Source organism: Acutalibacter sp. JLR.KK004 (genome assembly GCF_036941085.1).
Lineage (GTDB): Bacteria > Bacillota > Clostridia > Oscillospirales > Acutalibacteraceae > Acutalibacter.
This window is the reverse complement of the sequence record NZ_JAYMNQ010000003.1, coordinates 159,194-181,182: the sequence shown is the minus strand read 5'-3', so window position 1 is coordinate 181,182 and position 21,989 is coordinate 159,194. Positions and strand designations below refer to the sequence as shown.

General features: G+C 57.5%; 23 protein-coding genes. 3 read left to right on the top strand and 20 right to left on the bottom strand.

The window, feature by feature from the left end; all coding sequences use genetic code 11:
• Window positions 1–8: 8 nt before the first annotated feature.
• From VSQ30_RS18625 to VSQ30_RS18530, 20 genes are all read right to left on the bottom strand, one after another.
• A complete protein-coding gene (locus VSQ30_RS18625; RefSeq protein WP_334467003.1) occupies window positions 9–1,253 on the bottom strand; it encodes a site-specific DNA-methyltransferase in 1,245 nt (414 codons plus the stop codon).
• Between the two features lie 5 nt (window positions 1,254–1,258).
• Window positions 1,259–1,738, bottom strand: coding sequence for an RNA polymerase subunit sigma-70 (locus VSQ30_RS18620; protein WP_334466389.1), 480 nt, complete (start codon window positions 1,736–1,738; stop codon window positions 1,259–1,261).
• A gap of 265 nt (window positions 1,739–2,003) precedes the next feature.
• Window positions 2,004–2,363 carry an HNH endonuclease gene (locus VSQ30_RS18615; protein WP_334467000.1) on the bottom strand — a complete coding sequence of 120 codons (360 nt, stop codon included), beginning with the start codon at window positions 2,361–2,363 and terminating at the stop codon, window positions 2,004–2,006.
• Window positions 2,364–2,562: 199 nt separating this feature from the next.
• Window positions 2,563–3,198: a hypothetical protein gene (locus tag VSQ30_RS18610; protein WP_334466386.1), complete on the bottom strand. Its 636-nt coding sequence runs from the start codon at window positions 3,196–3,198 to the stop codon at window positions 2,563–2,565.
• Between the two features lie 21 nt (window positions 3,199–3,219).
• The gene (locus VSQ30_RS18605) at window positions 3,220–4,608 is read right to left on the bottom strand and encodes an NYN domain-containing protein (RefSeq protein WP_334466382.1); all 1,389 of its coding nucleotides are present in this window, start codon (window positions 4,606–4,608) and stop codon (window positions 3,220–3,222) included.
• Window positions 4,609–4,697: 89 nt separating this feature from the next.
• Window positions 4,698–5,063, bottom strand: a complete 366-nt coding sequence (locus VSQ30_RS18600; protein ID WP_334466379.1) for a type II toxin-antitoxin system PemK/MazF family toxin — start codon at window positions 5,061–5,063, stop codon at window positions 4,698–4,700.
• A 12-nt stretch (window positions 5,064–5,075) separates the two neighbouring features.
• Window positions 5,076–5,567 (bottom strand): hypothetical protein, encoded by a 492-nt coding sequence (locus VSQ30_RS18595; RefSeq protein WP_334466377.1) that lies wholly within the window; start codon window positions 5,565–5,567, stop codon window positions 5,076–5,078.
• Window positions 5,564–6,910: an SNF2-related protein gene (locus VSQ30_RS18590; protein WP_334466374.1), complete on the bottom strand. Its 1,347-nt coding sequence runs from the start codon at window positions 6,908–6,910 to the stop codon at window positions 5,564–5,566. The genes VSQ30_RS18595 and VSQ30_RS18590 overlap by 4 nt, the downstream gene beginning before the upstream one ends.
• Entirely contained in the window at window positions 6,891–7,172 is a 282-nt protein-coding gene (locus VSQ30_RS18585) for a VRR-NUC domain-containing protein (protein WP_334466371.1), read from the bottom strand. Before VSQ30_RS18585 ends, VSQ30_RS18590 begins: the two co-directional genes overlap by 20 nt.
• A gap of 218 nt (window positions 7,173–7,390) precedes the next feature.
• A complete protein-coding gene (locus VSQ30_RS18580; protein WP_502876331.1) occupies window positions 7,391–9,748 on the bottom strand; it encodes a virulence-associated E family protein in 2,358 nt (785 codons plus the stop codon).
• Between the two features lie 8 nt (window positions 9,749–9,756).
• Window positions 9,757–10,146 carry a hypothetical protein gene (locus tag VSQ30_RS18575; protein ID WP_334466365.1) on the bottom strand — a complete coding sequence of 130 codons (390 nt, stop codon included), beginning with the start codon at window positions 10,144–10,146 and terminating at the stop codon, window positions 9,757–9,759.
• Window positions 10,147–10,148: 2 nt separating this feature from the next.
• Window positions 10,149–10,922, bottom strand: coding sequence for a phage antirepressor KilAC domain-containing protein (locus tag VSQ30_RS18570; RefSeq protein ID WP_334466362.1), 774 nt, complete (start codon window positions 10,920–10,922; stop codon window positions 10,149–10,151).
• Window positions 10,923–10,933: 11 nt separating this feature from the next.
• Window positions 10,934–12,871: a DNA polymerase gene (locus VSQ30_RS18565; protein WP_334466360.1), complete on the bottom strand. Its 1,938-nt coding sequence runs from the start codon at window positions 12,869–12,871 to the stop codon at window positions 10,934–10,936.
• Between the two features lie 68 nt (window positions 12,872–12,939).
• A complete protein-coding gene (locus VSQ30_RS18560) occupies window positions 12,940–13,485 on the bottom strand; it encodes a DUF2815 family protein (RefSeq protein WP_334466357.1) in 546 nt (181 codons plus the stop codon).
• A gap of 2 nt (window positions 13,486–13,487) precedes the next feature.
• Entirely contained in the window at window positions 13,488–14,618 is a 1,131-nt protein-coding gene (locus tag VSQ30_RS18555; RefSeq protein ID WP_334466356.1) for a DUF2800 domain-containing protein, read from the bottom strand.
• The gene (locus VSQ30_RS18550) at window positions 14,618–14,899 is read right to left on the bottom strand and encodes a DNA ligase (protein WP_334466354.1); all 282 of its coding nucleotides are present in this window, start codon (window positions 14,897–14,899) and stop codon (window positions 14,618–14,620) included. The genes VSQ30_RS18555 and VSQ30_RS18550 overlap by 1 nt, the downstream gene beginning before the upstream one ends.
• 16 nt (window positions 14,900–14,915) lie before the next feature.
• On the bottom strand, window positions 14,916–15,311 hold the full coding sequence (locus VSQ30_RS18545; protein WP_334466352.1) for a DUF7768 domain-containing protein: 396 nt from the start codon (window positions 15,309–15,311) through the stop codon (window positions 14,916–14,918).
• Between the two features lie 269 nt (window positions 15,312–15,580).
• The gene (locus tag VSQ30_RS18540; protein WP_334466350.1) at window positions 15,581–17,479 is read right to left on the bottom strand and encodes a helix-turn-helix transcriptional regulator; all 1,899 of its coding nucleotides are present in this window, start codon (window positions 17,477–17,479) and stop codon (window positions 15,581–15,583) included.
• A 132-nt stretch (window positions 17,480–17,611) separates the two neighbouring features.
• On the bottom strand, window positions 17,612–18,688 hold the full coding sequence (locus VSQ30_RS18535; protein ID WP_334466348.1) for a hypothetical protein: 1,077 nt from the start codon (window positions 18,686–18,688) through the stop codon (window positions 17,612–17,614).
• A gap of 98 nt (window positions 18,689–18,786) precedes the next feature.
• Entirely contained in the window at window positions 18,787–20,028 is a 1,242-nt protein-coding gene (locus VSQ30_RS18530; RefSeq protein WP_334466345.1) for a DNA polymerase Y family protein, read from the bottom strand.
• A gap of 186 nt (window positions 20,029–20,214) precedes the next feature.
• On the opposite strand from VSQ30_RS18530, the gene VSQ30_RS18525 reads away from it, so the two are divergent.
• The 3 genes from VSQ30_RS18525 (at window position 20,215) to VSQ30_RS18515 (ending at window position 21,965) form a co-directional block, all read left to right on the top strand.
• The gene (locus tag VSQ30_RS18525) at window positions 20,215–20,643 is read left to right on the top strand and encodes a helix-turn-helix domain-containing protein (RefSeq protein WP_334466343.1); all 429 of its coding nucleotides are present in this window, start codon (window positions 20,215–20,217) and stop codon (window positions 20,641–20,643) included.
• 150 nt (window positions 20,644–20,793) lie between these two features.
• Complete coding sequence (locus tag VSQ30_RS18520; RefSeq protein WP_334466341.1) at window positions 20,794–21,351, top strand: ImmA/IrrE family metallo-endopeptidase; 558 nt, start codon at window positions 20,794–20,796, stop codon at window positions 21,349–21,351.
• 5 nt (window positions 21,352–21,356) lie between these two features.
• The gene (locus VSQ30_RS18515) at window positions 21,357–21,965 is read left to right on the top strand and encodes a hypothetical protein (RefSeq protein ID WP_334466339.1); all 609 of its coding nucleotides are present in this window, start codon (window positions 21,357–21,359) and stop codon (window positions 21,963–21,965) included.
• The last annotated feature ends 24 nt before the right edge of the window (window positions 21,966–21,989 follow it).

Sequence of the window (21,989 nt, the reverse complement as noted above, 5' to 3'; positions counted from 1 at the left end):
GGCCCTCCTCAGAACAGCGGGATTTCTTCACCCACCAGCTCATCGTAGGTGTAGGTGGCACCGTTCCGCAGCACCGACACCCCATCAGAGGAGCCGACCTGCTCGATATACCGCTTGACGATAACATCCATAAACTTCTCGTCCAATTCCACCCCATAGCAGATGCGCCCGGTTTCCTGGCAGGCGATCAGCGTGGAGCCGGAGCCAAGGAACGGATCGAGGACGATGCAATTGGTCATGGTGGAGTTTTTGATGGGGTAGGCCATCAGAGCAATGGGTTTCATGGTGGGGTGATCCTTGCTGGCCTTGGGCCTGTCGTACTCCCAGATGGTGGTCTGCTTGCGGTCAGAGTACCACAGGTGCTTGCCGCCCTTCTTCCAGCCGAACAGACACGGCTCGTGCTGCCACTGGTAGGGAGAGCGGCCCAGAACCAGGGCGTTCTTCTTCCAGATACAGCAGCCGGAGAGGTTGAACCCGGCATCGGCGAAGGCCCGCCGGAAGGTCAGCCCTTGGGTGTCGGCGTGGAACACGTAGATGGAGGCATCCTGCTCCATGTTCTGCTCCATGTTCACGAAAGCGCAGAACAGGAAGTTATAGAAGTCGGCATCCGGCATATTGTCATTTTTGATCTTGCCAGCCGTTTCCTCCACATTCACGTTGTAGGGCGGGTCCGTCAAAACGAGGTTAGCCCGTTTGCCCTCCATGAGCAGCTTGAAGGTCTCCGGGAGGGTGGAGTCGCCGCAGATGACCCTGTGACGGCCCAGCGTCCAGATGTCCCCAGCCTGGGAGAACGCCGGATTCTTCAGCTCCTCCTCCACATCGAAGTTGTCCTCCTCGATGTCCTTGTTGTGGAGCTTGGAGAAAAGCTGGTCGATCTCCGGGGCCTCGAAGCCGGTGAGGTCGAGGTTGAACTGTGCGTCCTGCAAATCCACCAGCAGGTCGGCGAGGAGCTGCTCGTTCCACTCGCCGGAGATTTTGTTGAGGGCGATGTTCAGTGCCTTCACCTTGGCCTCGTCCTCGATGTGGAGGACAACGCACTGCGCCTCGGTATAGCCGAGGTCCTTCAATACGGTCAGCCGTTGGTGGCCCCCGATGACCGTCATGTCGTAGTTGACGATGATTGGCTCCACATAGCCGAACTCCTGGATGGAGTTTTTAATCTTCTGATACTCCTTATCGCTGGGCTTGAGCGCCTTCCGGGGGTTGTAGGCCGCGGGGCGCAGTTGACCGAGCGGGAGCGTTTGCCATTGCATTTCACTCATGCCGAATCCTCCTGACGCAGCCGGGGAGAGACATACGGCTCCCGACCTTCCTCCGCTCTCCAGAAGCGGTCGTGGATGTAGCACTCATGGCTGCAATATTTTCTGGTCTGGTTTCCGTAGGACTGAAAGGGCTGTCCGCAGTAGGCGCAGGTACCGTGGTAGGTGGCCTCGGCACTGTGTACGCTCTGCTCCGGGTGAGCTGCCCACCAGTGTCGTCTGCATTGATCTGAGCAGAACCGCCGCCGCCTGCCGGTGCGCGGCTGCTCCAGCGGCCTGCCGCACCCAGCGCAGGCGAGGCCCTTCTCGATCTGTTCCTTCATGTTCATGGTGAACACAGTAGCCAGCCCGTCCAGGCCGTGGCTCTTGCAGTAGTTGCGCACGATGTCGCGGGAAAGCCCGGTAGCAGAGGCGATGGCCTTGTAGCCCGCGCCCCGCATCCGCAGCCCGCGAATCTGACTCTCCTGATATTCCGTCATGGCTGTGGTATCCTTTCTTGGCGCAAGAAAAATGCCGCCGGGGAGAGGTAAAACTTCATCCCAAGCGGCAGTATTGGTGAACTTTTTCGCAAAACGGCGGTCAGCTCATTTTGCGAAAACCTATGGTGCGGAGGGGATTGGCCCACTCCGGCCCCGGCTCCGGGGGTGTCCCCCCTGGCGAATTTTGCGAAAAAACACAAAAGAGGGCGCCCCGGTCAGCAGGGGGAGGGCCGTAGAGATTTGGACCGCCCCTGGGGGCCACGGCTCAGTACCGAAACTCCTGGTAGCGATCTTCCGTCATAGTCTTTTGGTCGTGGCATCGCTTGCACAGCGGCTGCCAGTTGTCAGTGTCCCAGAACAGTTCGGGGTCACCGCGGTGGGGAATGATGTGGTCGACCACAGTGGCCTTGACCAGTTGGCCCTTCGTTTGACACCGAGCGCACAAGGGGTGCGCATGGAGGAAAGCTGTGCGGGCCTTCTGCCAGCGGCGACCGTATCCCTTCTCGGTGGTGGTCTTGGTGTCGTGCGCGTGGAGCGGTCGATGCTCCTCGCAGTACGCCTCACCGTAGGGGACCAGCCGACCACAGCCGGGGTGCTTGCACGGGGTGTTGGGTCGGCGCGGCATGGTCAGCCACCACCGTCCGTGTTCTGTCGGTTCATGAAACACACGCTCCTTTCCTATGTACGGACGCGGGGAAAGGATGGAAGCCGCGTCCGGCAAAGAAAAAGGACCCAAGAGGCAGTCGCCTCCGGGTCCCTACAGTCTTTGCGATTTTAATCATAGCACAGGAGAAATGAAAAGTCAGTATGCACTTAGTATGCGGTCACTCCTCTGGGGGAAAGCGGCGGAGCCAGTTCTCCTCTTGGTAGGTGTTGATGCTGTCGATCAGTCGAGCCAGATACGGCTTGGCCTCCTCCTCAGTGGGATACCACACCATTGACTGACCAAATCCATAGGAGCGCGTGTACTTTGCAGAAGGGATAGCCCATTTAGCCCGGTTGCGCTCACCCTCTGGGAGCAGGACGCAGTCTGAGGCTTTGGCCCGGATATTAAAACCGCGATCCTCCTCCGTTCCGTCTTCAAACTCGACTATCAAAGGTTGCAGGTCGCGCCAGACAATAGCGTGTTTATACCAGCCCACAACGGTGGTATCCTTCTGCTGCCGGGTAGCGCACCAAACCACAAGCACATCCTCCACAAAAGGCTCGTTTGCAAGAGCGGCACAGCCCTCGATGTTCTCGATATGGAACGTGTTTCTCCGGCCTCGGTTCGATTTCGGCTCCACAAAGCCCAGACATTCTTCTTCCGCTTCGCCCTCTATGAGCCTGGGCAGGAAATTGAACTCCTCATGCCCATATCCATGCTCCTGGACATACTTTCCCCCATTTAGGGGGACATCGGCATCGCAGTGGCCCTTGTAATACTTCATGCAGGAAATTTTACAGAATAACATCCTCATGTCGCGCACCCTCTCTTTCTGTCATTTGACCTTGATTGCCAAGGACACATCCCCGGCTTCATTGATTACAAGCTGGAGCGTTTTGATGTATTTGTCATAGAATTGCTTTCTTTCCGAGTAGGGCATCGTGATCCGGGTGACCCGGAGCGCATCGTCCAGCATGGCGTTGACATTCAACTTCACAGCTTGTTCCATGTAGATGCGCATCTCCCGGAACAGGGCGTTCATCTTCAGTTCTTCCGAATCGCCGGAATAGAAGTCATCCAGGTAGCAGTAGAAAATCCCGGAATCCGTCAATGCCGCTTTCATGTCGGGACCACACTTTTCCCGTTCGATCATAACCAGGAACCGCGCCCTCGGCAGCGAGGATATAAGGCCCCAATAGTCGGAATCGCTGGAAACGATAATGAAGGAGTCGATTTTATTCTCGTAGTGCTCCTGACAGGCCCTCGCCGTCAGCCTGATGTCCACCAGCGACTTATTCTGCTTGATCCGCTCGATAGTGATGTGTTCCACAGGAATACTGGTGAACTTCTCCAGGATGCTCCAAGCTGATGCGGTGTGGACATCATCAAAGAGGATGATGGTCTTGATTTTATCCAGGTATTCACGGTTCAGCCGCCGAAGGGTGGCACTCAGTTTGTAGGGGTCGGAATTCTCGCAATCGACCACCACGACCACCTGTTCGCTATCGGCAATGTAGTCGTAGATGTTTCCCTTGACGTAGCTACCGGCATCGGACACCTTGCTGTACTCGGTAAACTCATCATTATGCCACTGATAGAGGAGGGTCACGAACTTTTTGTCATTATACAGAATGTTCCCTTCATCTTGGGGAATCCAGTTGATATACATCTGATATGGGTAAAATGAGAGGCTCTCATAATACACCACTGCGGCATCCTTGGTATCCTTCTCGCTCAGACCGTTCGGCATGATGAAAAGATCACGCACATACTGCCAATCCAGCCAAAGCGGGAAAAGATGTTTGCAATTGTTGATGCGGTCTGAAATAATGCGGTTGATCTCCACAATATGGCCAGAGAGCATCGTGCTTGATTTTTTAATGAAGTTGATGCCGTCTGCCGTCAATTCGTTTATGGCAGAGGCCGACACATATTCCGGCAGAGAAATAATCGATTTCAAATCCATCCGCATTTTGTCATTTATTTTTTTAAAGTTTCGCTCGATGTCAGTTCGGACGATACATAAATTTCTGATAATTCTGGCGTTTTTATCCTGCGCCAGCTTTTGATAGACAGCCATTTGCGGCGACTCGTGTTCATTCTCAAATATCCGAAATGGAACACCTATTAGGTATGCGACTTTTGACACGATCTCGTATGTACTGTCTTTGTACTGAATTTTTCCAGTAGGTGGATGAGTCTGTTCAAATACTGCTGCTTCCATGATGATACCTCCTGCTTTATTTGCAAAAGCCCGTAGCAGCGAGGCTTTCGCCGGAACCAGTATACCATAGGCTTGGCCCTGTCAGCAAGTTAATAAACTTTGTCCACAGCCCCGATCTGGATTTGGAGAGCCTTGGTGACCCTCGCCATGATGCCGTGATCCTTGATGTGGCCCCGGCGCTCCACCAGCTTGCTTTTGTCGATGGCGGTCACCTGCTCCGCCAGGGCCACGCTGGGCTGTGTGAGGCCGTGCCGCTTGGAGCAGGGGATCAGCACATGGGTCGGCAGCGACCGCTTCTTCCGAAGCTGGCCAGTCAGCGGCACCACAGTCACCACGGGGGAGTGGGCGTTCGCCACATCGTTGCTCACTACCAAAACCGGGCGCACACCGCACTGCAAGGAGCTGCTGGTGTCGCATCCGCAGTTCACAAAGTAAATGTCCCCTCTTTTACACATTTCTGCTGCCTCCTATCGCAGTATGTAGTCCGCCATCTCCTTGTCATGGGCGGCGTAGAGTGCATCCAACTCGCAGATGGCCTTTTTTCGATATTTTCCGATGGTGGCCCGGCACACATGGTGCTTTGCCTCCACAACATCCCAGGTGAGCCGCTCCACGGTCAAATCCCACATCAACGGAGCCAGCTCCGGGGATATGGCCCGAATCGCCGAATGGAAAAAGTCTATCTCCTCCTCCAAGGCCAGCAGCTTGACGGTCAGGTGGTCGATCCAATCCCGGTTGATGCGGTGGACCCGGTCACGGAAGGAAATGGCGATGGAGGCCGTTTTATCCGTGATGTTGCTGGTCTGAACGCGCTCCCCCTCCGGGGAGGAGAAGGTCATGGAGTCAATGACCTCCTCCTCGGTGATCCCTTGAAAGTTGGCGAGTTGGTGCCGAAGGCAGTCCCGCTCCATGACCATACTGGGGTACTCTTTGATCATCCTTTCCACTCGTTCACTCATGTGACACCTCCAATCCGGGCCTTGACCGCAGCAATCAGAGCGGTCTGGCTCATGTCCTTTTTCTCCAGCGCATTCATGATGTCCTCGTCATGGGTCCCCGCCGCCACGATGTGCTGGATGACCACAGTGTGTTTCTGGCCCTGCCGCCAGAGTCGAGCGTTCAACTGCTGATAGAGCTCCAGCGACCAGGTGAGGCCAAACCATACGATGGTGGAACCGCCGTCCTGGAGGTTGAGGCCGTGTCCGGCAGAGGCGGGATGGATGAGGGCGACAGGGATTTTACCCTCATTCCAATCGGCGATGTCCTTCGGGGTGTCGATGGTGCGGACTTCGAACCGCTGGCGGATGCGCTCCAAGTCGTGCTTGTACCAATATGCCACCAGGAGCGGCTTGCCGTTTGCCGCCTCGATGATGTCCTCCAAGGCATCCAGCTTTCGGTCGTGGATATGGTGGACTTTGCGGTTTTCACCATAGACCGCGCCATTCGCCATCTGCACCAGCTTGCCGGAGAGGGCGGCGGCGTTCACAGCGTCCAGATCGCCGTCCTTCAGATGGAGAACCATATCCCGCTCGAAATCCTCGTAGAGCTTCCGCTCCTTGGTGCTCATCTTTACCTCGACTTGGCTGCTGACCAGGTCCGGCATATCGAGGAAGTCAGCGGCCTTCATGGAGATGCAGATGTCGGAGATCAGCTCGTAGACCTTCTCCTCCGCGCCATCCTTGGGCTTATAGCTGTAGATGACCTCGCGGTTGCGCTTATCCGGCAGGAAGAACCGCTCCCGGTATCCGCCCACGAACCGCCCAAGCCGCTGGCCCATGTCCAAAAGGTACATCTGGGGCCACAGGTCGAGGAGGCCGTTGGGTTGCGGGGTCCCGGTCAGGCCGATGACCCGGCTGATACGGGGCCGCACCCTTTTTAAAGCCCGGAACCGCTGTGCCTTGCTGCTCTTGAAGGAGGACAGCTCATCAATGACCAGTGTGTCGAAATCCCAGCGATAGTTGTCAACGAGCCAAGCGACATTCTCCCGGTTGATGATGTAAATCTTCGCCCTGCACTGGAGGGCGGCTCGGCGGTCCTTCTCGCTGCCCAGCACCAGCGACCAGGTGAGGCCGTCCAGATGCTCCCACTTTTTCAGCTCGGTGGGCCAGGTGTTCTCCGCCACTCGCTTGGGGGCCACCACCAGTACCTTGCCCACATCGAAGCTGTCCAGGAGCAGAGACCAGAGGGCGGTCAGCGTGATGACGCTCTTGCCCAGGCCCATATCGAGGATCAGGCCGCAGGCCGGATGCTCCAGCACGAAGTTCGTGGCGAAGGTCTGATAATCATAAGGCTTGTACTTCATCCATAATCTCTCCAATCTGCTCTTTGCTGTCCAGGACGTACACCCGGAAGCCCAGAGCGGTAAGCTGCTCGATGCGTCTGCGCTGGAGGGGCCGGGGCTTTTCCCCAGGAGCCTTGACCTCCACGAAGGCTAATTTACCACCAGGGAACAGCAGGAGGCGGTCGGGCACCCCATCCAAACCGGGTGACACGAATTTGGGTGCCAGCCCCCCACGCTTAACTGCCTCGGTGACGAGCCTTCGCTCTATGGCACTTTCCCTCACTGTTTCCGGCCTCCTGTTCCAAAATGCGTTTTTTGGCCTCAAAACCCCTATACGCGCATATAGGCGTGTTTTGGCCTATTCTTTTATATTTACCAATACCCAATAGGGAAAAGGTAGAAACACAGAAACAGAAAGCACCATGCCTCTTGCGAACACAGGGTTTCTCCCTGTTTCTGCGTTTGTAACTACCGTTAAGCTGATTTCGCTAAGAACGTTTTTTACTCCCGCACGAACGTTTTCTGAGGCCCATACAGAGGGAACCGGGTCTTGCTGTATTTGTTTGCGGTGGAGACGGTCCAGCCACCCAGCTTACGGAGGATGCCCTCGATCTCGTAGGAGTCCGTCCGCTTGATGTTCTCGCGCTCCTTGCCGAAACACTCACACCAAATCTCCATGCAGCACACCCGCTCCCGGCGCACAGTGCCGGTGGCAGCGGAGCCGGAGAACTCACCTCCGCCCAGGTAGCTCCTGCGCTGGTAGAGGTCCATGCTGGCCCAATTCTCCGGGAGAAGGCATTCCAGATACTGCTCCACCAACCCCTCGCGGTCATCGGTCTCCATGGCATCCTGCTGGGCCTGGTAAGCCTCCTCCGCCACATCGCCCTTGAGGTACAGCTCCTCCCCGGCCCGGTACCGCTCCAGAGCCTCGGCCCACACTTGGTCGACCTCCGTCAGCTCCCATGGATGTTTGGCCCCCAGACCAGTGACATTGACGGGCCAGAACCGCCGGTTGCCGGTCACATCCCGGAGAAAGCCCCGGTCAGCATTGCTGGAGCCTACAATGATATTGGTGCGCGGATGGCTCTCCACCACGGTGCCATATGCCTGCCGGAACTTATCATCCGACCGGCTGAGAAAGGACTTGACCGTTTCCACATCCACCTTCTTGATGCCGTTCATCTCGGCAATCTCCAGAATCCAGTAGCCCTGGAGCTTCTCGGCTGCGGTCTTGTCCCGCATATCAGCAATGGAGAGGGAGTCGGAGAACCACTCCCGGCCCAGCAGGGCGTAGAAGGTGGACTTGCCCATACCCTGGGGGCCGTTGAGGACGAGCATGGAGTCGAACTTGATACCCGGCTCATAAATCCTCGCTACCGCCGCGCACAGAGTTTTCCTGGTCACGGCCCGGACATAGGCCGTGTCCTCGGCACCCATGTACTCTACCAGCAGGGTGTCCAGCCGCTCGGTGCCGTCCCAGGTCAGGCCGTTCAGATATTCCTTTACCGGGTGGTAGAGCCGCTCGGCGGACACCACCGCCAGCAGAGCGTCCTTGAACTTGGAGGGCGACCACACGCCATAGACCCGCTCGAAGTACAGCTTGGCGTTGGCAAGGTCGGCGTCATTCCATCCGGGACGCACCTGCTTCCAGGGCAGCGGCCCAATCACATCAACCATGCCCTTGAACTCGTTGTAGACGATATTCTGGAGGTTGGGATCGTTGCGGACGATGGCGGCGATGTTGGTGAGGGTATCCTTCACCCGGCCCCGCTTGTCCAGCTCCAGCTCGGTCTGCCAATCGTCCCCGGTCTGGGCGGAGAACTCGGACTCCGCCACAGCCTGCCGCTCCTTGGCAAGCTGGAGCTTCACCTGGGTGTCCTGGACGGCGAAGTCCTGCATGGCCTGGAAGGAGGGCAGCTTGGAGGGGGGATCGTCCGGGTCGGCCTTGCCGTCCAGTGCGCCGAACTTGTGCAGCCGCACCACGTCAAAGGCGTTCAGCAATCGACCACAGGCCGGGTCGGTGGCATGGTGGCTGTAGGCAAAGCAGTCATCGTAAATGACCACGCCAGCATGGGAGTCGGCGGGGATGTAGTCGTACCGCCCCGGCATGGAGCTGTGCTTGTAGACGTCCGGGAGGAAGGTGTCGATGGCTGCGGTGATGGAGTAGGCGCGGCAGAAGGCCCCGACCATCCCTGCCTTGGTCAGCGGGTCGGCCTGCTTCTTGATTTCCCGCTGCACGATGACCTGCTGGCGGCGGGAGACAGGCCACTCCGCCGTGTTCCGCCAATCGGTGTACTTCGCCAGAATGGTGTCCGGGTCGAGGATGTCGCCATCGATCTCCTTACACACGAACTCGCCGTCCGAGGAGGTGGAGGGCCAGTACATCAGGCGGCTCGGCTCGTAGGTGGTGTCATCGAACTGCTCGATGCCGATCTCCTCCGCCACCTTCCGGGCCACCGCCATGTACTCGTCCGGCCCGACCTCGCGGGACAAGGGGATGATGAGCCGGAGCCGGGGGGCCTCTGGGGTGTGCTTGTGGGTGGAGTAGAAGTAGCAGCGGAAGGAGAAGAACATCTCCACCTGCTCGATGACCTCCGGGGAGGCGTAGTCCATGTCCAGCGACAGGGCCGAGCGGGTCAACACACAGTCCTTCTTCCTGCGGCCCCCCTTCAGAGTGCCGAGGACAAAGCCGCCGATGTCCTTGATGGCATCCTGCTGGGCCTTGGGCATCTTCTTGAACTCCGCCAATGTCTCGGCGGTCACCTTGGTCTGGAAGATGCGGTCGCGGAACTCGTCCAGCTCCATTTCCGACAGCCTCCATTTTTTGTCCATCCGGCTGTTGCCGATAGAAACCTTGATTTTCATAGCTACCTCCCCGCTGTCAGGTCACGGATGTTCCGGGTGAGCTGTGTGTGCTGCCGGGTCAGGGCCTTGAACCGCCGAAGCCGCTCCTGGTACTCCTTCGGGTCACACGGCAGCTCGTCCAGGGACCCCTCCATGCTCATGGCCTCCGCCAAGCAGGACTTGGCCTTGCGGACCAAAGCCGCCAGCAGCTCCTCCTGCTGGGCCTCGGAGCAGTAGGCCCGGACGAGCCGGAACAGCTTCTTGGCCTTGGTGTTCGTGCAGGGGAAGAAGGTCTCCACGTTGACCTCGATGTAGCCATTGGGATGGTCCACTCGGAAGGACTCAATGTTGCGGATGGCCTCGTATGCGGTGGGGTCTGCGTACCCCTCGGAGTTGTATCTGCTGATACCCATAATCAAGCCCCTTTCTCGATCAGCGGCAGGATGCCGTCCTCCTTCATCAGGCCGTAGATGAACAAACGGCCCTTCTGCGTCCAGTAGGTATGAACCTTGGTGTGCGGCTCTCCATCGGTGCCGAAATAGCTGTGGGTCTTGGTGCTGGTATAGCCCTTCTCGGCGTACCTCTGGTAGAGGAGCCAGATGTCACCCTGCTTGAACTGCACACCCTTCTCATGGAGCCAGCGGTTCATCCAGACCGCCGACTTGCCGTAGTCTTTGGCGATGGCGGAGGTTGAAATGAGGTCCTTGCAGTTCAGTACCAGGTCGTAGTAGCTGGCCTTGGGCTGCAACTCCGCAATCTGCTGGCTCTGGACAGCGATGGTGCCGGTCAGCTCGGTGTTCTGCCGGGTCAGCAGAGCCAGACGGTCATTGGCGAACTGCAAAGCCCGCGCCATGATCGCGTCCGGGCTGTTCCACGCGGCCTCCACTTGGAGGAAATACTGCCGCACCCGCTTCCCGATGTCGCTGCGCTGGATCATGCACAGCTCCTTCGCCATATTGATGGTGAGCTGGTGGTCAAGGATCGTTCGAGTCACAGTTCGCCCGCCCTCAGTGCGAACCTGCGCAAAATTGAGCGGGTTGAAATCGGTGCCTTCTACAAAACCGTACTCACACATCCGGGGAAACCAGTCTTTATAGGGTGTCCGAATTTGCAGTGCATCGTGCAGCTCCCGACCACTGACGGTGGGGCGGTCGCCGCCGCTGTAATTGATTTTCACAAGTTCATCCATATCAAAACACCTCAGTCTTTCTTATAGAACTCGCACTCATATCCGTCCGCCCGGAGCGGGAGGCCAGTGGCCCAGGCCGGAGCCTCGGACATGATGCGGCAAATCTCATCCACGGAGGACACACCCTCCGGCACCTCCACCACGGCCTCGTCATGGATGTGCATGACGATCTCGAATCCGGCGTTCCGCAGGCGGAGCATGGCGAGGGCCAACAGGTCGCGCGAGGTAGCCTGTACGATGTTCTCGGTCAGCTTGGGGCCGTAGGTCTCGATGCGCGACCACTTCTTGTTCTCACCCACACCCTCATAGGTGAGGCTCTCCCGATTGAAGCGGTTAGGCATCAGCCGGGGCTTGACATAGGAGAGCCGCCGCCCGGAGGGGAGGGTAATAAACATCATCCCAGAACGGCAGGAGAAGCACAGTGCGCCCAAGCGCACCTCGGTCTTGGCCCGGAAAGCCTTCATCGCCGAGGCATCCACGTCCCACCAGAATTTCACTATGTGGGGGTTGGCTCCCCGCCACTGATCCACCAGTGGCTGAAGCTCCTCCTCGGCCAGCCCCATGTCCAGAGCGCCCATGGAGGTGAGCGCACCTACGCTGCCGCCGTAGCCGAGGGCCAGTTCCGCGATTTTGCCCTTCTGCCGGAGATGGGCGTTCTGCCCATGTTTTTCCACAGGGACGTGGAACATCTTGCTGGCCGAGGCGCAGTAAATATCGCCACCCTGCTGGAAGGTGTCCAGCCGCCACTGCTCCCCAGAGAACCAGGCCAGCACCCTTGCCTCGATTGCGGCGAAGTCCGCCACGATGAAGCGGCACCCAGGCTTGGGGACGAAGGCGGTGCGGATCAGCTCCGAGAGGACTCCGGGGGTGGAGTCGTAGAGCATCTCCACCTGGTCGAACTCGCCCCGCTTGACCAGGCTCCGGGCCAGGGCCAGGTCAGGAATGTGGTTCTGTGGGAGGTTTTGCACCTGCACCAGCCGCCCGGCCCAGCGGCCTGTGCGGTTGGCACCATAAAACTGGAGCAGCCCGTGAACTCTGCCATCAGAGCAGACTGACCGCTGGATGGCCTCGTACTTCTTCACAGAGGTCTTTCCCAGCAGGAGCCGCAGTTCCAGCATCTGCCGCACCTCGCCAGTGGCCTGGGGGAGAAGGCCCTTGATGGCCTTTTTGTCGAGGCTGTCCACCTCAATCCCCCGCTCCGCCAGCCAGCCCTTCACCTGGGCCAGTGAGTTGGGGTTGGAAAGCCCGGTGAGCTGCTGGGCCTGGGTGGTAGCCCTCGCCTTGAACTCGGCGTCACAGCGTACAGCCTGGGCAGCAAGCCGCTGGTCGACCATGATGCCCCTGTCGTTGATCTCCTGGTCTAAACGGTACAGTTCCATCTCGCTGTCAGGGATGGGATAGTTGTGCATCTTCTGGCGAATCTCCCGCTCGGCATCCACATCCCGGATGCAGTAGGCTTTGAACCGCTCCCACAGCTCCGGGGCATCCTCCGGGCGGTTCCGGGTGCGGCCCCCATTGGCCTTGGTGGGCTTGCAGGGCATAGAGAAGTAGCGCAGAAGGGATACACCCTCCTTCAGCTTTTTCCGCTTGATGCTCAACACCTCGCCCACCCCGTCCAGGGTGAGGGGGAGGGCCAGCATCGCCGATTGGACGGCGGTACACTGCCAAGAGGCCGGAGAGAGCTGCCGCCCTAAGTAGCGGGAAATACACGTCCGCTCGAACGCGGCGTTGAAGGCTGTCTTGGTGACACTCTCATCCTCCAGAGCCGCCAGCACCCGGTCGGGGAGCTGCTCCCCGCGGGCAAGATCGACCACCTGGGTCGGCTCATCGTCAAAGGCATAGGCAAAGAGGAGGATTTCAAATCTGGGGGAATCCGAATAGGCGTACACTCCGCACTTCGGAAGGTCCACATCAGAAAAGGTTTCGATGTCGATTGCTAACAGGCTCATACTTGCCTCCTGATATGGCAAGGAGGGGTGGAGGCCCTCCACCCCTCTCGCCGAGTGTCGTGTGTTTGTCAGGAGAGGAAATCCTCGTCCTCGTCCGCCATGGCCTCGAAGTCATCGCTGGCCTTGGAGCGACCGCCGAGGGCCTCGCCGTCCTTCACGAACTGGACATTGCCCAGGCCAGCGGCGATGCCGCGGTTCCCGTTGGAGTTGTAGCCGTAGAAGGTGACGCTCACGTTGCAGTAGCAGCCGGAGTACACCTCGCTCTGGTCGATGATGGGCTGGACCTTGCGGTCCACCACCTGGGGGGCCTGACGGCTGTTGGCGTTGAGGAAGTAGCACCCGGCATACGCCTCGTCATCGGGCCGGTCGGTGTCGCCGTCCCGGAGCGGGGTCTTGAGGTTGGGGGGAATCTTGCCGCCCCACTTGCCCACGGAGTCCTTCTTGGCCTGCTCGATGGCCTTCTGGATGGCGGTGATGGTCTTGGCGTCCTTCTTGGACACAATCAGCGAGGCCCCATACTTGGGGTCGGAGCCGTTCACGCTGGTCGGCTCGAACAGGTGGGCGTAGCTGATGCGGCAGGGAATGATGACCTTGGTCGGATTGATAGCAGCCATGATTAAACCTCCTGAAATTCCGCAGTTGCGGTCGTATTGTTGATGGCGTTGCGCTTGTCGGAATCGGGGACGAGGGTCAACTTGCCCTGGGGCTTGTAGACCAGGGAGCCAAGGACCCGCTGGAACTCCTCCTTGCCCATGAGCCGCTCCATGTCGCCAATGCCGATGAGCGTTTTCTTGAAAATGTCGGTGTAGCCGCTGGCCTGGGCCGCAGCGATGACCTCCGCCTCGGAACTGTACTTCCGAACGGAGCGGCCCTCGACGATCTTGAAGCCGGGCCACTGCTTTCCGTGGATGATGGCCTCGTCCTGGGCGAAGGCATACACGTCTGCCGCCCACTTCGCCAGCTCGTCCGAGCGGCGGAGGACTTCGGCGACCTCCTCATCGTCCAGCAGGGCAGGCTGGCGGAACTCCATCTGGGCCAGCTTGAGGAACTCCTCGGCCCTGGCGCGGCACTGGTTTCGGGCCTTGCAGAACCGGCACCAGCTCCCGGCTGCGAACTCCCCGGCTCCCATGAGGGCCATCGCCCCGGTGGGGCGGAGGACATCCTCGCCCCACTGCTTCAGCTCTGCCGGGTCAATCTCCCAGGTGGAGCAATGGTCGAGCCTGGGCTGGAAGATGGTCAGCCGCACCACCTTGGGGTCGTAGAGCAGCTCGGCCTTGCTGAGAACGCCCAGGCCGTAGATCATAAGCTGGGGGTTGCGCTCGGCATCCACCTGCACACCCCTGCCCAGCTTAAGGTCGATGATGTGGATGTAGGAGTCAGTCACGATGACCATGTCGGCGGTGCCGAAACAGCCCTCCACATACTCGGAGGCATCGACCCTCTGCTCCACGGTGAATACGGGGTCTTTGCAGACCCGCCGCGCCTCCTCAATCTCGCCCTGGACGAAGGAAACGTACTCGTCCACGGCCTCCAGCAGCTCGTCCGAGTAGTAGTCGGACACGGGGCGGCGGGTGCGCTGCTTGAGGTACTTCTTGATGAGATGTTCGGCCATCGCGTGGCCAGCGGTGCCCTCGGCGGCATAGGCGCTCTCCTCATCCTGGAACTGCTCCTCCAGCATCAGGGAGGGAGGGCAGTGCAGGCGGCGGTTTGCTGCCGAGGGGGAAAATCTCGCATGAGTGGAAGGCATCAGAGCGCCTCCACTTCTCGGAGGAGGTCGGCGTAGTCCTCCGGCTTGACGCCAGACAGCTTGCCAGCGTCATACTTCATCAATAGGGCCTTGACCTGGGCGGTCTTGCCCTCATCGCTCTTGGCGGACATGACGGCGCGGACCTGCTCGATGGTGATCTTCTTGGTCGGCTCCGGGGCCGCTTCGGGGGTGGCCTCCGCTCCCTGTTCAGCCAGGGAGCGGTAGCCAGCCGCCAGCAGCTCGAAGCCTTCAGCCAATTGGCTGTAGACTTTCTTATCCATGTGTGATATCCTTTCTTTAGACGAGGGTCGCGCCCTTCAGCTCGGCGAGGAACTCGGCATCCACCCGGTCATCGATGGACAGCGTGTCCGGGGTGATGCGGTCCAGCCTCTCATCGTAGCAGCGGATGGGGATGCGCATCTTCTTGGCGATCTCCAGCTCGTACTTCATGCCCTTGGTGACCTTGGTGCCGATGAGCCACATCATGTCGCTGGACTTCAGCAGCTCGGCCCCCAGCTTGATGCCGAGGATGCGCTCGTCCGGCAGGTCATCGTTGAGGAACTGCGGATAGACCAGGTGGGGAATGACGGGGACGTAGCCGGTCTTAGCTGCGATGCGCCCAGCATCCCTGGCGACCTTGACGTTGTGCTCGATGTCCCCGCGGTACGGGGAACAGATGAAAACTTGCTGCATTTTACATATCCTTTCATACATTCGGGTGCATCCCGTTAGGTTGATGGTTGATGCCGCCGCCACCCGGTCGGGCGGGCGGTGGCTGTATGAGTGGCCACCTCATGGCTTAATGATAGCCCACCAGAGGGGGCTGCGTCCCGACTCGCAAAGTCGGATTTAACGCAAAAAAGGCCGTTTCCCAAGGCTCCGAACAGGGTCGGAACCTTGGAAAACGGCCTGGTACAAGGGACGAGCCATCCGACTTTGAAAGTCGGATGGCTCGAAAAAAATCATGTAATTTTGGACAACGGCTTGAATCCGAGGCTGGTGAGCATCTCATTGCACTCGTAGATGCTGTTCTGGGTCATGGAGCAGATGATGGTCTGAAACGCAATGTCCTCGATCTCCCCAGAGGAGAAGTCGTACTTAGCCTTCCGCGCCATATCATAGCAAAGCGGCGGCGGAAGTTGAAGGCCCACACACATGGCAAGAACGGTGCGGATATCAGGGTTGTTTTTAGCAGTGCCATTTTTGTATCGGCGAATCACATCCTCGTTGATGAGGCTGCGTTCTGCCAGCTTGCTGCTTGATAGATTCCGCTTCTTCATGTGATAGGCCAGAGTCGGCGAGAATCGGCTGGGCAACTCGCCCATGATGCTGGAGGTCTGCTCCACATATGTTTTGAACTCCTGGGTGTGGGAGGCGGCATCATCGACAGCCCGATTAAACGCATTATGCTCATATGCGGCCTCGGCTACATCCTCCTCAAGAGCCTGCCGGAACAGGCCGCACTCGGTGTAGTAGGATGCGCCGTAGTCCTTTCGCTTTCGATGGGTGATTTTGAAAGTCAGACAGCATTCGTCCATATGGCTCCGGGCATACTCGGTCATAAACGCGATGCCATAGGAGTTGTCTATGTACTTCGAGTGGTTGAGGACGAGGTGGGAGTCCACATAGACATACCGGCCCGACTCCATCATTTTGCGGAATTCCTGGTTGACTGCAAAGGATATGGCGATGTCCGCTGGCTCCACATCATAGGTCAGGTCTTTGCCAGGGCCTCTGGTGACGTAGCTCTGGATGTAGCCCCTACCCTTGTAGTTGAGGACACCGATGGCCTCTGTGTAGCCCAGGTCGATCATGCGGATTTTCGCCATCTGCTTGGACACGTCAAAGAAATCCGCAAGGGCGATGATGAGCCGCTCCATTATGTCTGCGCTGCTGGCACCCTTGTTTTGGGAAATTAGCGAGGGGAGCAGTTCCTCCATCTTCGCCCTGGTCTGTGCGGCTGGCATGAGGATGCGGGGGGTGATCGAGTTGGCCTGCCACTCCATCCACTCCAAAGGAGTACGCTTTTTCTCATCTCTGCTGCCTTCCTGTACCTGACACTGGATAGACTTGGCCTCCGGGTTATACAGCTTTTCCAGCTCAAAAAAGCGGCGGTGCAGGGACCAGTGGACACACTCGTGGACAACGGTACTGCGGTAGGTGCCGTAGGTGTACATGAAAAACACATTAGGGTCAACGAGGATCGTGCCCTCCTCCACGGGAACCTCCTTGTACTTCCCTACATGGGGGTCATAGCAGGGCACGATGCTGTCCGCAAAGAACACCTGCCCAAACAGGGAGTTGTTCTTGGTCAGATGCTCCTGCCGGACAGTGAGGCCCATGCGCTCTGTCAGAATTTCCACATCAATGGAAGTGGGCGCGGCGAGGGCCTCTGGATAATACTGCTGAAGGAAGTTTGTGGCAACTGCGTCCAGTTGGTCTTTGTAGATGATGGGCACCAGATAATCTGAGAGCTGCCCTGGCTTTTTATTACTGCTCCGCCGGTAGATGGTGAAACCGTGGATTCGGAGGTTTTTGATCCCATTGTCGATGTCACAGGAGCAGGCCACCCGGAACCACTGACCGGCAAGGTCGGACTCCACATTATGGCGGTCGCCCCCGGTGATCTCAATGTCCGCCTCCACCACTGCATCGAACTGTAGCTCGTTGCTGACCGTCCCGGTGATGTCCAGAAACTTGATGCGCATATCATCCAGCCGCGCCTCGGTCGGGTCTGGAACCATGCTGGAGTAGCACTCCAGACCCTCCGGCCCGTCCTCCACATGAGCGGAGAGGGCCTGATAGATCAGGTCATAAAATCTGTCGTTCACCACGTCACGAAACGAAGTGAGATTAGCCATCGACACACCCCCTATTTTCGGAATACGGTATCGGCGCGGCCCATCCACTTGGATGCGTCTCCGCAGCCTGCTCTGACTCCAATTATAGTACGGGACAGCCGTTTTGTAAATTGCTATGGTGATACCCCCTTATCAATCTTCATCATCAGTGTCCACATCGCCTGTTACAAACGGATTCGGGTCGAATCCATGCTCCCGGCAAAACCGTTCATAGAACTCCTTCATTTGGGCCTTCTCTTCTGGGGTGATTTGAGCCCGCTCTTTCTCCCACTGTTCACGGCTTGCCCTATTCTCTTCGACCGTCTGGATAGCCTCTCGGAGAATATCTGCGGGGGACCTCAGAGCAGGCAAACTTATGTCCTCCTCGGGAAGTTCATGACCGAATAGCCGCATCTCGTGCTGGCGGCGGATGGCATCCATCTTTTCCACAATGCGGGCAAACCGTTTTTCCACATTTTTTACGAAGTCGTTGCCATTCAACAGGCGTTCCCGCTCGGCATTCAGCTTCTGGTATTGAGCATCCTTCTCCAGTGCATCACCCAGGATCAGTGTTTCATTGATGTGTTCCATTGCCTCCCGCTCGTCCATGGCTGCGGCTTCGTCCCATGCCAAGTCGGACAGTTCATCCTGTCGGATGTCAACATAGTTCTCATAGACCTCATCGATGTAGCTTGTCAGCTCCTTGACCCGCGCATTGATAAAGCCGTGGAAGTAGGCTAACTCGTCCTTCCTCATTCCCAAGCAGGCCGCATCATACTTGTCGAGGAGCTTGGACAAGCCATCAAGAGCGTTCTCCACTTCACTGCGGCTGCTCCGAACAGTGTAGTGCATCCGCGCTGACATTTTCCGCCGTTGCTTCTCCACGGTGTAGCTGCTGAACCCTAACCCGGTCAAGATGGAGCTAAACCAATCGATGAGCTTCCTGGTCGTTTCCAGCGAGACATCATAGAAGTTGGCTTTCCGCAGGGCCTTGAAGTCGCTGGACGTGTAGTTGTCCAGCGCCCAAACTAAGAACGGGCCGCATTCCTCCGGGAGCCGCCAGGGGAGTTTGCTCGGCAGATTCGTGTCCGCATCCTCGCTCCCACCTTTGAGGAGGCTGGAGTCAATACCGACCGCGTCCACGATGTCGGCGAACTTGTCACGGTCCTTGGCAACATCGCCTACAATTTTTTGTTGCGCGTACAGTTCTTCAAAGGTAAATTTTTTCATCGGAAAATCACCTGTCCTTTCTTGATGAGCCAATCATAGCACAGTCGATGTGTGCCTGGAATACCAAATCCAGAATCGGTTTTTGGGATACTGGATGTTCACCTATACATCATCCCTGGCATACGAACCCGCTCCCGTCCATCCCCAGGCATCTTCAAATCCCCCATAAGAGCGGCGGGGTAGATGGCCTTCTTGCCGAACCGCCTCCGCAACTCCTCCACGACCCCCTCCAGCTTGTCCAGCCGATCCAGCTTTGCCACATCGGTGAAGAAGTCGATCTGCTGCGGCTCCTGCTCCGGGATAAGGCCGATGGCCCGGACGGTCACGGCCCGGATCGGTGTGTGCCACTCATACTTCTGACGGAGCAACTCCCGCGCCTTCTCTGCAATCACTCTGGGGCTGCGGCTGGAAATGGACAGCTTCGCCTGGAACTGACGGTATCCCAGCTCGTTGTTCCGAACTGAAAGCTGAACACCTGTCGCTGCCAGCTTGTGGAGCCGGAGCCGGTGCCCAATGTCCTGTGAAAGCTCCAGCATCACCTTCCACACCTCCTCCTCGTTGACGAGGTCTGTTGTGCAGGTGATGCCGTGTCCAATGGATTTAACTGGCGAAACGAACTCCTTGTGCATAACCATTGATGTGTCCAGACCGTTGGCATAGGTGCTGAGAGCGAGGCCGTTGACCCCCAGGAGCCGCTTGAGGAAATCCGGCTCAGTCTTGGCGATGTCGCCAATGGTGCGGATACAGTACCGCCCCAGCTTCTCTTCGGTGGCCCTCCCCACATAGAGAAGGTCGGAGGCCGGGAGGGGCCAGACTTTCTCCTTGAAGTCCTCCTTGGTGATCTGGGTGATGGCGTTGGGCTTTTTCATGTCGCTCCCCAACTTGGCGAATATCTTATTGTAGGACACACCAATACTGACGGTCAGACCAAGCTCGGCCTGCATGGTGCGCCGGATGGTTTCGGCAATCTCCATGCCGCTCCCAGCGATGGCCCTCGAACCAGTTACATCCAACCAGCACTCGTCCATCCCATACGGCTCCACCAGATCGGTGAACCGCTGATAGATGTTCCGGGCCAGAGCCGAGTATTTGAGGTACTGGTCATACTGCGGAGGAACCACAACCAGATTGGGGCAGCACTGCCGAGCCTCCCAATTCACCATCCCGGTTTTGACCCCGGCCTTCTTCGCCAGGTCGGACTTCGCCAGCACGATGCCATGCCTGTCCTCTGTTCTGCCGCACACGGCCACGGCCTTTCCCCGCAAGCTGGGGTCGAGCATCATCTCCACCGAAGCGTAGAACGAATTAAGGTCGCTGTGCAGTATAGTCCTCGATTCCATGATTTTTCTCCCCCTTTCGCACTTTTTTTCAAAAAACCTATTGACAACGTGCAACGCAATGTGTATAATTCACTTAAACTTCACCGTAACTTCATCGTCTATGGTAGCAGATGGATGAAGTTCTGTCAAGAGAAAAAGTGAAGTTGATGAAGTTACAGGTGAAATTTCTTGAAAGGAAGAGTCACGATGAATTTTTCCGACAAGGTTAAGCGGAGCAGAGAATTGCGCGGATTTACCCAGCAGACGCTGGCTGACGAGATCAATGTATCCAAGCGCACCATAGCGGCCTACGAGACCACAGGAGCGAAGCCGCGCCCTGCTACCATGCGGAAGTTGGCGGCGGCTCTGAAGGTATCGGTAGACTACCTCACTATCGATGAGGTGACCGACCCTGAGTACGGCTTGGAGAAACAGGGGTATGTTGACCAGGCGCGGGAGCTGTATGGTGCCCATGCCGCGAGGGAGATGAATGCGCTGCTGGAGCAGAACGCTGCGCTCTTTGCCGGTGGAGAACTATCCCAGGAGGCAAAGGATGACTTTTTTGCCGCAGTGATGAAATCCTATCTGGCCTGTAAAGAAGCCGCAAAAAAGACCTACGGACGTAAAAAGAGCTGACCCAAACAGGCCAGCTCTGAAGAATTTGCTTGGAAAGTCCGTTTTATAGGACACCTTATGTGCTAAGATTGACTTTGAGAAAGGGTGTGGGCGGAGCCAAGCGCAAATCGTACAATCAAATAGTACACGTCATGGGGGAGAAGGCCAGGTATGACAATGGACTATATCTTCCGCGAGGTTGAACGCCTCCAGCGGAAGTATCACGAGACCGACCCTTTCAAGATGTGTGACGATATGGGTATTATGGTGGCTTTTGAGCCGATGGGTGTTTATGAAGGAGCCTGCAAGGGCTTCTTCCTCGCTCAAAGCCGGAAGCGCATCATCACCATTAACGCCGATCTGCCGGAGCATCTGCACAGGCTTATCGCCGCACACGAATTGGGCCATGCGGTTCTTCACCGCAACGCAATGGGCGTGAACGCATTCCACGACTTCGAGTTGTTCGATGGTACTTCCACTATGGAGTACGAGGCGAATGTGTTTGCTGCCGAGTTTCTGCTCCCGGACGATGAGGTCTTGGAGCAGCTCAATGATGATGTGTCTTTCTTTGGTGCGGCCTCCCGGCTCCGGGTGCCGCCAGAGCTGCTGGACTTCAAGTTCCGGGTGCTCAAACGGAAGGGCTATAAAGTAATCGATCCGCCTCTGATGTGCCAGAGCAATTTTCTCAAGGGCATTGATGTGGGGGAGCAGTACGATGGAGGGTGTTGACATCAATGGAGCAAGATCAATGGCGGGACAGACTTACATACCGAAGTGATCTGGTCGCCCGTGTTACCCATTTGACAGGTAGCCACACAGCGAACGATGACGTGGCCTTCCAAGCCTTATGGAAAATCCTCACCGAGAAAAAGCTGATCGGTTCGGGGAACGATGGTTATATCATCGGGAATAAGAGGGCCGTGTGCTTTCAAGAGGTGCCTTTGATGGCGATGGCGGAAAACCTGTGGTTTGGGGAGCGGCTTGGTACACCGCCCAAATACCGAGCGTTCGGACTCAGGGTGAATCGGGGGGAACTGTATAAGAAGGGTGGTCGCCCTGTGCTTTATGGTGAACGGGACAAGCTCAAGGCCCAGATACCGCAGTATGAGCATTGGCGAATAGTCAGTATGGATTTGGACAAACCAGAGGAAATTGTAGACTGGACACACGAGCGCGAGTGGCGGTATCCGGGCGACTTTTCCTTTGAATGGTCGGAAATTGAAATCCTGCTGAAAGACCACAACTATTATACGAAGTTTGTGGAGAAGTGCTTTGCAGAGGGCAAGACCGACCTCTTGAAAAGCGTCAATGGGATAATCACACTTGATTCTGTCATTTCGTAGTGTTCTGGGGTTGAACACCATGGG

Bases quoted from the DNA above. Each gene is read 5' to 3' on its own strand.
- VSQ30_RS18625 (WP_334467003.1), bottom strand. From the start codon at position 1,253: ATGCAATGGCAAACGCTCCCGCTCGGTCAACTGCGCCCCGCGGCCTAC.
- VSQ30_RS18620 (WP_334466389.1), bottom strand. From the start codon at position 1,738: ATGACGGAATATCAGGAGAGTCAGATTCGCGGGCTGCGGATGCGGGGC.
- VSQ30_RS18615 (WP_334467000.1), bottom strand. From the start codon at position 2,363: ATGCCGCGCCGACCCAACACCCCGTGCAAGCACCCCGGCTGTGGTCGG.
- VSQ30_RS18610 (WP_334466386.1), bottom strand. From the start codon at position 3,198: ATGAGGATGTTATTCTGTAAAATTTCCTGCATGAAGTATTACAAGGGC.
- VSQ30_RS18605 (WP_334466382.1), bottom strand. From the start codon at position 4,608: ATGGAAGCAGCAGTATTTGAACAGACTCATCCACCTACTGGAAAAATT.
- VSQ30_RS18600 (WP_334466379.1), bottom strand. From the start codon at position 5,063: ATGTGTAAAAGAGGGGACATTTACTTTGTGAACTGCGGATGCGACACC.
- VSQ30_RS18595 (WP_334466377.1), bottom strand. From the start codon at position 5,567: ATGAGTGAACGAGTGGAAAGGATGATCAAAGAGTACCCCAGTATGGTC.
- VSQ30_RS18590 (WP_334466374.1), bottom strand. From the start codon at position 6,910: ATGAAGTACAAGCCTTATGATTATCAGACCTTCGCCACGAACTTCGTG.
- VSQ30_RS18575 (WP_334466365.1), bottom strand. From the start codon at position 10,146: ATGGGTATCAGCAGATACAACTCCGAGGGGTACGCAGACCCCACCGCA.
- VSQ30_RS18570 (WP_334466362.1), bottom strand. From the start codon at position 10,922: ATGGATGAACTTGTGAAAATCAATTACAGCGGCGGCGACCGCCCCACC.
- VSQ30_RS18565 (WP_334466360.1), bottom strand. From the start codon at position 12,871: ATGAGCCTGTTAGCAATCGACATCGAAACCTTTTCTGATGTGGACCTT.
- VSQ30_RS18560 (WP_334466357.1), bottom strand. From the start codon at position 13,485: ATGGCTGCTATCAATCCGACCAAGGTCATCATTCCCTGCCGCATCAGC.
- VSQ30_RS18555 (WP_334466356.1), bottom strand. From the start codon at position 14,618: ATGCCTTCCACTCATGCGAGATTTTCCCCCTCGGCAGCAAACCGCCGC.
- VSQ30_RS18550 (WP_334466354.1), bottom strand. From the start codon at position 14,899: ATGGATAAGAAAGTCTACAGCCAATTGGCTGAAGGCTTCGAGCTGCTG.
- VSQ30_RS18545 (WP_334466352.1), bottom strand. From the start codon at position 15,311: ATGCAGCAAGTTTTCATCTGTTCCCCGTACCGCGGGGACATCGAGCAC.
- VSQ30_RS18540 (WP_334466350.1), bottom strand. From the start codon at position 17,479: ATGGCTAATCTCACTTCGTTTCGTGACGTGGTGAACGACAGATTTTAT.
- VSQ30_RS18535 (WP_334466348.1), bottom strand. From the start codon at position 18,688: ATGAAAAAATTTACCTTTGAAGAACTGTACGCGCAACAAAAAATTGTA.
- VSQ30_RS18530 (WP_334466345.1), bottom strand. From the start codon at position 20,028: ATGGAATCGAGGACTATACTGCACAGCGACCTTAATTCGTTCTACGCT.
- VSQ30_RS18525 (WP_334466343.1), top strand. From the start codon at position 20,215: ATGAATTTTTCCGACAAGGTTAAGCGGAGCAGAGAATTGCGCGGATTT.
- VSQ30_RS18520 (WP_334466341.1), top strand. From the start codon at position 20,794: ATGACAATGGACTATATCTTCCGCGAGGTTGAACGCCTCCAGCGGAAG.
- VSQ30_RS18515 (WP_334466339.1), top strand. From the start codon at position 21,357: ATGGAGCAAGATCAATGGCGGGACAGACTTACATACCGAAGTGATCTG.